We start from the raw sequence: 13,631 nt of genomic DNA on the forward strand, positions 1-13,631 counted from the left end.
TAAAATCCGGCGCAGTACTTGCAATTACAGGCACTGTACCGGATTTTAAATCCTTATTCTTTATCTAAAGAGTCTACATATTCCTGACAGAGTTTTGTATATTCATCTACTTTAAGAGATTTTAAAGTTTTCTGATGTTCTTCCCATTTTGCTTCATCAATACCATTGATTACGGAATCTGCAATAAATTTCTTTAAATAATTATCAATGTCTGCTGATAAAATAGCTCTTCTTTCTGAGTTTTCTAAAGTAGCATTTCCAGATGGAAGCTCAGTAACTCCATATTGCATTTGTTCACGTACTGACTCTAATTTATAATCATGAGGCCATTTATCATCATAAATCAGTTTTTCATCGTATTCATACTTCCAAAGAGCAGGTGTATCTCCGGAAAAGCTTACCGCATTTCTATATTCTGCTTTAGACTGATATCCACCATTTTCCTGAAGAACTGTTTCATCCATAGTAAGGAACTGTGGCACTTCCTGTCCATCCTGTTCCTGAATAGTCCACCATACGTTTTCTTCACCACGTCCCCATTCAAGCGCTAATTCCAAACTTGAATTGATATAATCATACCAGCGAACTAATGCTTCCGGATTTTTACAGTCTTTACTAATAACAAATCCGCCTGTTCTTGTTACGTTATTTATACCAACCATCTGTGTACCATCTTTTCCTTTTAATACCGGAACAGCACGATAATCATCTTCGTTGACAACACCAGCTTCATTTGAACGGTAACCTGCAACAACACCTAATACATCACCTGTAGCACCTCTTGATGCGTACTGATCCTGACTTAATGTGAATACTTCTTTATCCATTAAGCCTTCTTTGTATAGACTGTTCATCCATTCAAGAGCATCATAATATCCCTGCTCTGCAGCACTAAATGTAACTTTTCCGTCTTGTGTAAACACATGGCTTGCTGTTTCTAATACTCCGAAAGGTCCGAAAAGGTTTTCGATTGTTCCACCCCATCCCCAAGAGTCACGGAATGTAAATGGAATTTCATCTGCTTTACCATTTCCATTTGGGTCTTTATCACGAAATGCAATTAATACTTCTTTAAATTCATCAACAGTTGTTGGCATCTGTAATCCTAAATTATCAAGCCATTTCTGATTAATCCAAAGCTGAGAGTCAATAATATTGTGAGTTGACTCATCACCGGTAGGTAAAGCATGAATTTTTCCATCCGGTGAATACAATGCAGTAGGATAATCCTCTCTTGAGTCAAAAAATGCAGTTGTATTTGGTGCGTATTCTTTCAACAGATCATCCAGCTCTACTAACTGTTCATAATTTTTAGACATATCCACAGCACCGATAATTGCATCTGGCAAACTATCTGTATTAAACATAATGTTAATTTTTTCCTTCCAACCGGAAGCTGGAATTTCTACCCACTCAATATGAACATTTGTTGCTTCTTCTGCTTCTTTAACACATGGTTTTTCTGCTGCTGCCTTTAATGTACTCTTTTGTGGTACTGCAATAGTAAAAGTTTCCTTTTCTTTCAAAATCGGAAGTCCCTCTTTATTCAGGTTATCTGAAACTTCTTTTTTCTCCTCTTTTGAATTTTCTTTCTTATCACTTGCAGCTCCTCCACATCCGGTTAATAACATAGTACCTACTAGAGCCATACTAACTGCTTGCAATCTGATACGAGCCCATTTGCTTTTCATCTTAATCCTCCTTAACATTTACATACTACTTCTTTTTTATCATTTCTGCCGGCCGGCAATTTCTTGATGTTTTGTATTATAAAAGACTATTTCTTCTCTGTATATCTCTTATTCTTGAATATCATATTGATTTTCTGCATATTTCTTGATTTATATCGGTTTCTTGCAGATTTCAAGTCTTTATTCAACAAAAAAAGACTGAGTTTCCAAAAGAAAACTCAGCTTTTTTAAATTTAACTATGAAAATTTTCTCTATACCAGCCCGGTGTAACGCCTTCATACTTTTTAAACATTTCAATAAATGCTGTACTATTCGCATAGCGCAAGGTCTCTGCAATCTCAGATATTTTCTTATCACTACTCTGCAGCATTTCTTTCGCTCTTTCCAGTTTAATCTGCTCTACATACTGTGAAATTGTAACTTCCATATTCTTCTTAAAGAAATGGCTGAGATTGGATACGGATGTTTCAAAATACGCAGACATACTTTTCACACTAAAATTATCATCTAAATAATGTTCGTGTACATAACTTAGCACATCTACAATATCTCGCTTTTTATATCCTGATGTTTTCTCCTGAACAGGTTTCGGAAACAACTCTGCTCTTTTTTTCATGTCTTCCAAAAATTGTTCGCTAAAATCCTCTATAGATTTCTTATCATTCTCTTTTTCTTCCAAAACTTTATTTATATTAATGCCAAAAATTCTGGATACATCCCATAAAATACCGGTTGTCATCATGGTATCCATTTTTTTCATGTAATCTGAAATTTCATCAATCAGCAAAATCGCCCTTGCACCATCATTATCCTTTACTGCTTCTTTTAGAGATATAATTTCTCTTTCCGGATATACATTCTTCTCTTTGTTTCCGGGCAATTTATTCATTCTCTCTTTTGCCTGCTGATAGGACTGTCTCAACCTCCTAATATCCGTAGCTAAATCTCCAATCCCGATTTGTACATTTCCCGTAGCAAGTGTAGCAATCTTCTTTTCCAATTCTCTTGCCGGTTCATCTGTACAAATTAAATAAATTAACATTCCTTCTACAATTTCAATCCGATATGCTGTAGAAATACTGTATTTATTCATTTGCTGACCAAACCATTCATAATACCCTTTATTTTCAGGAATATTATCAGGCAGTACCACAAAAAATTTATATTTTCGGTTTAGATAAATCTTACTTTCCAAACATTTATTCCATAATTCGTCTTGAGGCTCTACCTCTTTCTGCAAAAGCTCGTATAAACAGCTTTCTGTTCTAAGTTCATTTCTTTCCTCTTCCAGTTCCTCACTATGCAAAATTAACTTTCTATAATTTTCATATCGTATTTTAGAAAAGAAACATGCCAGTATAACACCAATTGCAAGACTGCATAGCACCCACATTGCATAGCCTCGCAAATAAATGTTCAGGCTATTTGTAATACTTTCCTTTGAAATCATCCGAGTATATTCAAATCCACACTCCATATTGCTTTTCCATGTATAATATTCGTCATCAGAAAGTACTTTTTCAAATTTTTTCTCCCAATTCTCCTCTTTTCCCCAATCCTCTGTTGTATAGAGGACCTTATCTTGATAAGAAAGAAAAACTTTATCTTCCTTTGTCTGTTCCAGCTGAGAATTAATTTTTCGATTTCTTACAGGAAACAGTAAGTATTTTATTTCCTCTCCTTGTGTGGTCCATGTTCTAATAGACGTAACAAATAATATACCTTCCTTTTTCTCCCCCTGTAAAAGGGCCCGAGCGGCTGTTACCCCCCCCCCTGATTTTTCGACATTTTCAAATAATTCTTTCTCTATTTTACAAACTTTATCAAAAAACAATTCTTCTGAAAATGAACCTACAGAAGACAACACAATTTTATTTTGTTTATCATATAGATAAATTCCATCCACAAAAGGTATTTTATCTTCCTGTTCCTTCAAATCTTCCTCTATATCCAGATAAACATTCGGTGTGTCCCAATAAAGTTCATTATAAATCTTATTAAACCTACATTCGTCTGAAAAATTTCTGATTACAGACATCTGTTGTTTTAAAAAATCATCCTGCCGCTCAAAAGTCATTTGTACTTCGTCTATCACTTTTTCATACTGATGTTTTTTAAATAAATCCAGTGCACAAATATTAATAATAAGAAATGGTATTAATAAAATTAAATTATATGTTATAACAAACTTTAAATATTGCGCCTTTCTTTTCACAATTCTCCCTCTCAAATCATTTTTATCTAAAAAGTATAGCATTTTAGCACAGCTTTTTCAACAAACGATACTTTATTTCGTTAAATAGTTAAAAATCCTTCTCTGGGTTTCAGTAAATATTTTTTTATCCATTCTTATTTTTTCGTCATAGTTCCTATTTTATCTCAGATTATTGGTACAACTGCCTATACTCTCTTTCTTATTCTTTCTATATAATAGGAAGCAACATTACATTTTAAAGGAGATTTCTTGTCATGAAATACCAAGTAACACAACCGGACTTTCATTTAAGTCCTTATACCGGTCTTACCAAAAAACACTGGCTTGATATTTGTCAGTTTCTGTTAGATGGAATTTTTACTCACGTAGACTCTTTTAACAGTCCCATTATTCTTCAAAGAAGTGAATACGATATCAGTTATCCTCGTCCCAACGGTCCTTTATGGAGAACAGCCGCAGAACGTTTTGAAGGACTTGCCAGAAGTTTTCTTATTGCTGCACCATTCCTCCATAACTGCCCTGATACAAAAGTAAATGGCTGGTCTTTAAGAGATTATTATAAAAATTTAATTCTCACATCTGTCACTCCGGGACATCCTAACTATCTGATGTCACTGGAAGAAATACGAAAATCTGATGATTACCATGATCCGGCCTATCAGCATACCTGTGAATGTGCTTCTCTGGTAATCGGTTTAAATATGTGCAAAGAAGTAATATGGGATACTTTTACACCAAATCAAAAACAGCTGGTTGTAGATTATATCAGCCAATTTGGACATTCTCGCACCAGCCATCACAACTGGCGTTTATTTAATATGTTAATTCTGGCATTTTTACACCAACACGGCTATCCCGCCAATAAAGATATTATGCGCGATCATGCTTCCTGTATTTTATCCTATTACGCAGGAGACGGCTGGTATCGTGATGGACACTTATTTGATTATTATTGTCCCTGGGCATTTCATGTTTATGGGCCTTTGTGGAATGAATGGTATGGATATGAGGAAGAACCTTACATTGCAAAGAAAATAGAAGAATACTCTAATAAATTGATTGAGACTTATCCTGCCTTTTTTGATAAAAACAGCCACGTCACAATGTGGGGCCGGAGCAGCATTTATCGAAGTGCAGCCTCTGCTCCTCTGGCGGCAAACTTTCTTCTTAAAAATCCTACCGCTGATCCAGGACTTTCCAGAAGAATTTTATCCGGAAGTCTGCTGCAATTTATTACAAAAGAGGAATGTTTTGTCAATCAGGTCCCTTCCCTTGGTTTTTATGGAACTTTTCCGGCGCTTATTCAGTCCTACAGCTGCGCTGCCAGTCCTTTCTGGATTGCCAACTCTTTCTTGTGTCTTACATTAGAGGATAATCATCCTTTCTGGTCAGAACAGGAAAACAATGGAATTTGGGAAACTTCAGACAACCAAACTGTTTCTGCAACCGTTTTAAACGGACCGGGAATTGTTCTCTATAACCACCTGGAAACCGGTTCTACAGAATTTTCTGCCGGAAAAGTACTGATGCAGCAGGATAACCCCAATCTGCAAGGATATGCCAGACTTTCCTTCCACAGTATGTTTCCGTGGGAGGCATGGTCTAAAAAGCATCCTGCACAGGCTATGCAATATTCTCTCTGTTTCCCTGAAACAGGCAAAACATACTTCCCCAATATTCTTTTATATGGAGGAGTACGAAACGGAGTTCTTTATCGAAAAGAGTATTTCCGTTTCACCTCAACATTTCAGGATCAGTGCTGCATTGACCTTGCTGAAATTCCTCTGTCAAATGGAATTCTACGTGTAGACCGCCTGCGCATTCACGATAGACCTTACAACCTCTATCTGGGGCACTATGGTATCTCTCACAAAGAAAATGATTGCCTTATTGAACAGCATTCCTTTGAAAATTCTAGTGTAATTACTGCTGTTTCTTCTGAAAAGGCATTGGCAATGGTTTCCTATACGGGAGCTGACTGCCTGGAGTTCACCACTCATGAAAATCTAAATCCAGAGTCCAGGCACAGTACTTTACTTTATCTGAAACAGCAGCGTTCTGAATATTACACTTATCAGGAATACTATGTTATTACTGCTCTTTTGCATAAAAATGAAGGAATTTCCTTTTCAAATGATGAATTATCACCTATAAAAGAAATTTCCTTCTCTGATTTTGAAAATATGGGAGGCTATGGTCCTGTTACCATTGTATTAAAAGATGACAGTAAATTTGTGGTAGATTTTGAAGGATTAGAAGGACAACTGATGGTCTAATCTTTCTCATTTCATAGGACGCAATTTCCTATGAAACTAAAAAGCTGTCGCTTTCCGTGTATATCGAAAGCGACAGCCTCAATTTTAACATAGGCTTAACAGGTTGCTCCGCCTTTTAAATGTTTCTGAGCCTTGATGTTTTCTTCTTTTCTGCTTAACAAATCATCTCCCAGAAGCTGTTCCTGCACATTTTCAAATCCAATTCTTGCAACAGTATCTGCAAAACGTTCTCCTGTAATTCCCTGTTCTCTAAATAAGAGAATTGCTTTTTCTACAACAGACAGAACTTCTTCCTTATCTGTAAATACTTTTTCCAGATAACGTCCCTGCGCCACTTTCTTGCCCCAGCGTCCGCCAATATAAATACGGTAACCATTTGTATAATCTTCAAAAGCGTTAAATGGGCATTTTCCAATACAACGACCACAGTGATTACATGAATTTTCATCAATTACAATTTTTCCGTCTACTACTTTGGCCACGTTAATTGGGCAGCTCTTTTCTATACGACAGATTTTACATCCACGACATTTATCCATATCTACCTGTGGAATTCTCTGACCAATAATACCTAAGTCATTTAAGTCTGGTTTTACACAGTTATTTGGACATCCGCCAACAGCAATTTTAAATTTGTGAGGAAGTTTTACATTTCCATATCCATGGTAAAATCTCTCATGGATTTCTTCTGACAATCCAAAGGTATCAATTAATCCGTACTGGCAGGTTGTACCTTTACAGGAAACTACCGGACGGACTTTAGAACCTGTTCCGCCTGTTTCCAATCCTGCCTGCATCAAGTATTCACGAAGTGGTTCAATATTGTCGAAAGGAACTCCCTGAATTTCCATTGTCATACGTGATGTCATAGTAACTTCTCCGCTTCCGAAAAGCTCTGCTGCCTCTGCAATGGTTCTGGCTTCATCTGCTGTAATTTTTCCGTTTCTTGTAATAACACGTCCGTTAAATCTGTCTAAAGTTGTCTTATCTCTTAAAAATCCAAGAGCCTTTACCCTTGTTTCTTCCTCTGGAGATACTGCATTTTCTGCATTCTGCACCTTTACATCATTAAAGAACTGTGCGCCTTCCAGTACCACAGTATTCTTATATCCATAGAAACGCATACGGTTCTGTAAGAAATATGCACGTTTTCCTTTTGCACATACGAGCAGAAGCTTCTCTTCTTTGTCCAAACCTTCGATTTCTCCGTTTACCTGAGAAAGATTTACATAGACTGCTCCTCGAATAGACGGTGCAAGACCTACATCAATTACTTTATAATCTTTTGCCTTTCCTGCTGCATATTCTGCCGGTGTCATGCTCACAAGATTTCCATTTATCTTATTCAATAAAATATACACTGCCTGTACAAATGGATGAATTGCTGTAGAGAATGGTGGTGCATAAGCAAAATCTGCATTCTCAAAGTCTTCCAGAACAGCTCCCATATTAATTCCCATGACTGCAATATCTATCATTTTATCTACAGCACCTGTTCCAAGCACCTGCACACCTAAAAGCTTGTGTGTTTCTTTTTCTGCGATTAATTTTGTAATAAAAAATCCTGCATCTGGATAATAATGTGCTTTATCATCTGTAGGTGCTACAACTGTAACTACATCATATCCTGCATTCTTTGCCTGTTCTTCTGTAAGACCTGTACGTCCGATGTTTAATCCCGGTAATTTTACCACACCGGTTCCTAATACACCCGGATATTCTTTCTTAGTACCTGTAAGAATTTGTGCCAGTGTTCTTCCTTCCAGATTTGCGGAAGAACCCATTGGAGACCACTGCGGTTTTCCTGTAATGCGGTTGGTAACCATCACGCAATCGCCTGCAGCATAAACGTCTTCTAAATTTGTTTTCATTGTTTTATCTACGATAATTGTTCCCTTGAACATCTCTAAACCAGAGTCCTGAAGGAAATCCGTATTTGGTCGAATACCTGCTGCCATAATCAAAAGGTCACATCTTAATAATCCTGCTGATGTCTTTACTCCTGTTACATGGTCTTCTCCCATAATTTCTTCTGCTTTTGTACCTGTAATAACACGAATGCCTTCTTTTAATAAATGTTTTTTGGCATATACAGCCACTTCTGTATCCACAATATTTGGTAAAATCTGAGATGCAAAATCAATGACAGTCACCTGAACGCCTTTTGCTTTTAAATTCTCAGCCACTTCCAAGCCAATAAATCCTGCACCGATTACAACCGCTTTCTTTACCTGATTTTCCTCTACATAAGTACGAATATTTGTCGCATCATCCGGTGTGCGCATCTTGAACACACCTGAAAGTTCTGTGCCTTCTATCGGCAACTTTGCCGGAGAAGCTCCCACTGCTAATACTAACTTATCATAGTTGTAAGTTTCTTCTTTCCCTGTTTCAACATCTTTTGCAATTACCTCTTTTTTATCCGCATGAAGGGCAATCGCTTCTTTTCCGGTCTTTACTTCTACACCAGTAAGTCCTGCATATTTTGCCGGAGTATTAACAATTAATTCCTCACGGTTTTCAATCAATCCGCCAACATAATATGGAAGTCCACAACCTGCATAAGAAATATCTCTGTCTTTTGTAATTACAGTAACTTCTGCACTTCTGTCTTCTCTTTTTAATTTTGCTGCTGTTTTTGTTCCTGCTGCAACACCGCCAATAATTAATGTCTTCATAGTTTTCTCTCCCATTCTTCTGTGAATTGGTCTCTAAATTTCAGTATTTGTAAGTTCCTTTTCGCCTATCTGTGACAGCAATATTTCTTTCCTGCACATTCCGGGCGCATTTCTTCACATACGGTAACGTCACCGCCGCTGATTGTCATTCGTTGTCCATTTACCAGCACATCTGCTATTTTCTGTCTCGCTTCGTTGTAAATGCGTGTTACAGTTGGACGGGAAATGTTCATTTTTTCTGCACATTGCTCCTGCGTCAGTTTTATATAGTCCAAAAGACGAATAACCTCATATTCATCATACGTAAGGTTAATATTTCCACTTCCCGGACAACCCTCTGGTATTAATCCTGTCACTTTGGGCTTTGAACAAATACATCTGATTTTCTGCGGTCTGGCCATGGCTCCTCCTCTCTTGTATGGCATTAAAATAAATATTTATTTCTTCTTTGCACTTTTAAAATACTCCTGTTTTGAACTTATGTCAATATCTTTTTTGAAAACTTTTTATGAATTTTATTAACAAATGTTCAAAACCTCTGCTTTTCTGTTACATCTACCCTTAACAAACTCCTATCATTTCTTGTATTCTATTGATAAGATCTCCTATCATAAAAAAATCGTTTCATAATGCATATACTCCAATATATTCTCATCTCATTGCGCATAATTTCATAATTCGATAAAGACATTTTCTTATCACCCACGCCTTCCTATCAATGAGATTACTCTTTCTGCAATATTTTCTCCAAATATTTGAAGCTGCTCTGCATCCTTATCCATGGTTTCAGCAATTCCAACAGCCCCTAACTGGAACTTATTTGTTGTCCTTTTATCTGCTCCAGAAAAAACCAACATTTTCTTTAACATCATGTTTCTGACAACATCCATAATGGCCATATCTACCCCTCCTATCGGTGACTGTGCTGTTACAAATGCTGCCCCTAATTTTCCACTTAAATCTAATTTTACATTGAAATCAAACCATTTTTTCAATTCCCAACTCATTCCAGCACAGTATACCGGTGTTCCAAATATCACTGCTTCACTTTGCTGGAGAAATTCGTAGTCTACTTCATCATCTCGAATAGACATTAATTTTACCTGTGCAAATGGAAATCTTGTCAAAATTCCTTCTTCAATATATTCCGCTGCAATTTCTGTGTTCCCACCCTGACTTACATAAACAATTGAAATCTTCATAATTTTTCCTCCTAGAAATCTAGCTTTATAATAAATTTTTGTTTTACAGTAGTATTTAGAATTTTCATAAAATCACAAAAAACCCTCCCAAAGAAATCTTTGGAAGGGTTGTAAAATACTGTTTGAAATTGTACGTTCTGAAACGTATGATTAACGTTTGGAGAACTGTGGAGCACGACGAGCTGCTTTGAGACCGTATTTTTTTCTTTCTTTCATACGTGGATCACGTGTTAAGAATCCAGCTGCTTTTAATGCAGGTCTGTATTCGCTGTCAGCTTCTAATAATGCTCTGGAGATACCATGACGGATAGCACCAGCCTGTCCTGTAAATCCGCCACCATGAACGTTTACTAAAACGTCAAATTTATCAAGTGTTTCTGTCAGTGTTAATGGCTGACGAACAACAACTTTTAATGTTTCTAATCCAAAATATTCATCAATATCTCTTTTATTGATTGTGATTTTACCTGTACCTGGTACTAAGTATACACGAGCTACAGATGATTTTCTTCTTCCTGTTCCATAGAATTTTGTACTAGCCACTGTTCATTACCTCCTATTAAAATGTTAATACTTCTGGTTTCTGAGCTGCATGATTGTGCTCTGGTCCAGCGTATACATGTAATTTTTTAATCATGGATCTTCCTAAAGGTCCTTTTGGAAGCATACCTTTAACAGCAAGCTCAATAACTCTTTCAGGTTTTTTGTCCATCATTTCTTTTAATGTTGTTTCTTTCATACCACCAACATAATCAGAGTGATTGTAGTAAATCTTCTGCTCCATCTTTTTACCTGTAACTTTGATTTTTTCAGCGTTTACCACGATTACATAATCACCTGTATCAATGTGTGGTGTGAAAACAGGTTTATTTTTTCCTCTTAAAACCTTAGCAATTTCAGATGAAAGACGTCCTAATGTCTGTCCTTCAGCGTCTACAACATACCATTTTCTTTCAATCTTATCTGGATTAGCCATATAAGTATTCATGGTTTTACCTCCTATTATCAACAATATAGAATATTTTATCAAAATTTTTAATCACAACGACATTTGAACCTGCTATACCGGGGCTTTTGGTTAAGCATATTCAAACTACGTCATACTGTCATATTATATTATAAGTAAAACTCTGTGTCAACAGATTTCTCCATATTAATGGAAATTTTTTGTCTTTCCTGCCACTGTTTTGTTCTTTCACGAATAATCATTGGTGTACGGTCTTCAAGCTCTTTACGTCCAAGACATAATTCATTACACACAAAGACCAAATTATCCACTGTCAGAGCAATCCCATCTGATAATTCACTGGCAAAAAACCGGATCGGCTCTTCTCTTTCGCTTCGATAAATCTTCTTTACCAATTCCGTATCTTTTTGCAGAAACTCCTTAAGAGGTACCGATATATTTGGGTTTTCAAAGCGCAGTCGAAACTTATGACGAATCATAGCCTCAATTTCCATATTTTTATAATTCCTGTAAGCCAGCCTTTCTAAAAGATTTACCATACTTCTGTCACAAACTTCCAAAGTTGCATAAATCCCATTTAGTTCCCTGGAAAATTCATAGTGCTGTTCCCAAGCTTCCTTATGCTTATAGCGCACTTCATGATCTACTTCATGCCAGCCTTCTGAAAAAGTAGTTCGAATTTGTACCTCAAAAGTTTTATCAATTCTATAATCCTCCCACAATTTTTCCGGAAATCTTCCAACAAATTCTTCCGGAATATGACAAACATAGTTCATCCGAAGTGGGTTAAATTCATTCACTTTTGGCTTATCCTCATGGGAGTCCTTCTCGATAATAGAATACGTGTTTTTTAACATTTCTTTACAGATTGCAATATCATCCATATAATATAGTACAATTCGAATACCCACGATATCCTGCATTTTTTTATTCTTCTGAAGATACTCTTCTTTTTTCCATTCCAGCTTATGCCAGATTGAACCTGCCTCTTTCACTCTGGCAAAGATATGAAAGTAGATGCCGCTTTTCTTTAATTTATCCTGTATTCTTTTTCCAAGGTCTTTGCCTAAACTGTTAATTTCATCACTTTTTAAAAGCTCTGACAGTTCTTCAATTCCTCTCATATACTCTCCTTCTTTTGCCAACTAAATCCCTTAATATTACGTCTTATTATAACAATTTAAAGAGTATTCGTAAACGTTTTTACCCCACTTTTTAAGATTTTTTCCATTTTCCGTATAAATATGTGACCTCGTCACAGACTATAATCAAAGCGGTGGTTATAATACAGATATCAAATAAAAAATAACACAAGCAAAGGAGAAAGAATTATGGCAATCTTACACATAAATGAAAACAACTTTAACAGTGAGGTATTAGAATCTTCCAAACCGGTTTTATTGGATTTTTTTGCAACATGGTGCGGTCCTTGTAAAATGCTGGGACAAGTATTAGAACAATTAGATGCAGAACAGCAGGATTTTAAAATTGTAAAAGTAGACATTGATGAAAATCCAGAATTAACAAGACAGTGGAAAGTTACAACAGTACCATCTATCTTCTTCATTAAAGATGGACAGGTAAAAGACTCTGCCATCGGTTTTCTTCCAAAACCGGTGATCGAACAGAAAATGAAAGCGCTTTAATCAGCAGAAAGGTGGCATGGATATGAAAAAAGAATATGATTTTATTATTATCGGAGCAGGTCCCGCCGGTATGACAGCTGCCATCTATGCCTCCAGAGCGGGGCTTAAGACAGCAATGATTGAGGGCGGTGCTCCCGGTGGAAAATTGTTAAAAACAAATGAAATCAGCAACTGGCCCGGCATTCAATCAGAACCCGGCTCTCAACTTGCCTTTGATATGTTTGAGCACTCTACCAGCTTTGGTGCTGTATACGAATACGGATTGGTAACAGAAATCATTGATGGTGATAAAAAGCAAGTTGTCTGCGCAGACGGTACTGTTTTTGAAGCTCCCGCCGTTCTGGTAGCTACAGGAACAAAAGAACGTCTGATGAACATTCCCGGCGAAGAAAGAAATATAGGCAAAGGCATTTCTTATTGTGCCGTTTGTGATGGTGCTTTTTATCGAGATAAAGAAATCGCTGTTATCGGAGCAGGCAACTCTGCATTAGAAGAAGCTGTCTACCTTACACAATTTGCCAGCAAAGTTTATATTATTATGCGGCGCAATGTCTTTCGTGCAGATAAAATTGCCGTAGACGCTGCAAAATCCAATCCTAAAATTGAATTTATCCAGCAGGCAATTCCGATAGAAATTTTGGATGATACCACACAGGTAACCGGTCTTAAAATATTGGATGTAGTTACAAAAGAAGAACGCACCCTTAGCCTTTCCGGTATTTTCCCTTATATTGGGGCGGATCCTGTGACAGATTTTCTAAAGCCGCTCAATATATTGGATGAGCATGGATACATGATTGTAAGCCACACCATGGAAACAAAAATCCCTCTTTTGTATGGTGCAGGTGATGTAAGGCAGAAACATTTACGGCAAGTAGTAACTGCAGTAAATGATGGGGCAATCGCTGCTCAGGATGCTTTCCATAAAATTAAAAATTTATAACCCTCTTTAAAA

Annotated in this window: 11 protein-coding genes; 3 read left to right on the forward strand and 8 right to left on the reverse strand. The window is 36.7% G+C overall.

The features are described 5' to 3' along the window. Positions 1-53: 53 nt before the first annotated feature. Positions 54-1,691 (reverse strand): extracellular solute-binding protein, encoded by a 1,638-nt coding sequence (locus BQ7352_RS01060; protein ID WP_072446214.1) that lies wholly within the window; start codon positions 1,689-1,691, stop codon positions 54-56. 233 nt (positions 1,692-1,924) lie between these two features. After that, positions 1,925-3,907, reverse strand: a complete 1,983-nt coding sequence (locus tag BQ7352_RS01065; RefSeq protein ID WP_072446216.1) for a helix-turn-helix domain-containing protein — start codon at positions 3,905-3,907, stop codon at positions 1,925-1,927. Between the two features lie 254 nt (positions 3,908-4,161). Between BQ7352_RS01065 and BQ7352_RS01070 the strand changes: the two genes are divergently transcribed. Continuing rightward, a complete protein-coding gene (locus BQ7352_RS01070; protein WP_072446219.1) occupies positions 4,162-6,183 on the forward strand; it encodes a DUF2264 domain-containing protein in 2,022 nt (673 codons plus the stop codon). A 95-nt stretch (positions 6,184-6,278) separates the two neighbouring features. Here the strand turns inward: BQ7352_RS01070 and BQ7352_RS01075 are convergent, their stop codons facing one another. The 6 genes from BQ7352_RS01075 to BQ7352_RS01100 form a co-directional block, all read right to left on the reverse strand. Further along, positions 6,279-8,861 (reverse strand): FAD-dependent oxidoreductase, encoded by a 2,583-nt coding sequence (locus BQ7352_RS01075; RefSeq protein WP_072446222.1) that lies wholly within the window; start codon positions 8,859-8,861, stop codon positions 6,279-6,281. A 65-nt stretch (positions 8,862-8,926) separates the two neighbouring features. After that, complete coding sequence (locus BQ7352_RS01080; protein ID WP_072446224.1) at positions 8,927-9,262, reverse strand: DUF134 domain-containing protein; 336 nt, start codon at positions 9,260-9,262, stop codon at positions 8,927-8,929. Positions 9,263-9,559: 297 nt separating this feature from the next. Then, positions 9,560-10,063 (reverse strand): flavodoxin family protein, encoded by a 504-nt coding sequence (locus BQ7352_RS01085; RefSeq protein WP_072446225.1) that lies wholly within the window; start codon positions 10,061-10,063, stop codon positions 9,560-9,562. Between the two features lie 150 nt (positions 10,064-10,213). Continuing rightward, positions 10,214-10,606, reverse strand: a complete 393-nt coding sequence (gene rpsI / locus BQ7352_RS01090; RefSeq protein ID WP_003023000.1) for a 30S ribosomal protein S9 — start codon at positions 10,604-10,606, stop codon at positions 10,214-10,216. A 16-nt stretch (positions 10,607-10,622) separates the two neighbouring features. Then, positions 10,623-11,051, reverse strand: a complete 429-nt coding sequence (rplM, locus tag BQ7352_RS01095) for a 50S ribosomal protein L13 (RefSeq protein WP_072446227.1) — start codon at positions 11,049-11,051, stop codon at positions 10,623-10,625. 128 nt (positions 11,052-11,179) lie between these two features. Next, entirely contained in the window at positions 11,180-12,154 is a 975-nt protein-coding gene (locus BQ7352_RS01100) for a GTP pyrophosphokinase (RefSeq protein WP_072446229.1), read from the reverse strand. 207 nt (positions 12,155-12,361) lie between these two features. Here BQ7352_RS01100 and trxA point away from each other — a divergent pair, with 207 nt between their 5' ends. Both trxA and trxB read left to right on the forward strand, forming a co-directional pair. After that, a complete protein-coding gene (gene trxA, locus BQ7352_RS01105) occupies positions 12,362-12,676 on the forward strand; it encodes a thioredoxin (protein ID WP_072446231.1) in 315 nt (104 codons plus the stop codon). Between the two features lie 22 nt (positions 12,677-12,698). Next, positions 12,699-13,619 (forward strand): thioredoxin-disulfide reductase, encoded by a 921-nt coding sequence (gene trxB, locus BQ7352_RS01110; protein WP_072446399.1) that lies wholly within the window; start codon positions 12,699-12,701, stop codon positions 13,617-13,619. Positions 13,620-13,631 lie beyond the last annotated feature (12 nt).

Origin of the sequence: Blautia sp. Marseille-P3201T, assembly GCF_900120295.1 — a bacterium.
Taxonomy (GTDB): domain Bacteria; phylum Bacillota; class Clostridia; order Lachnospirales; family Lachnospiraceae; genus Blautia.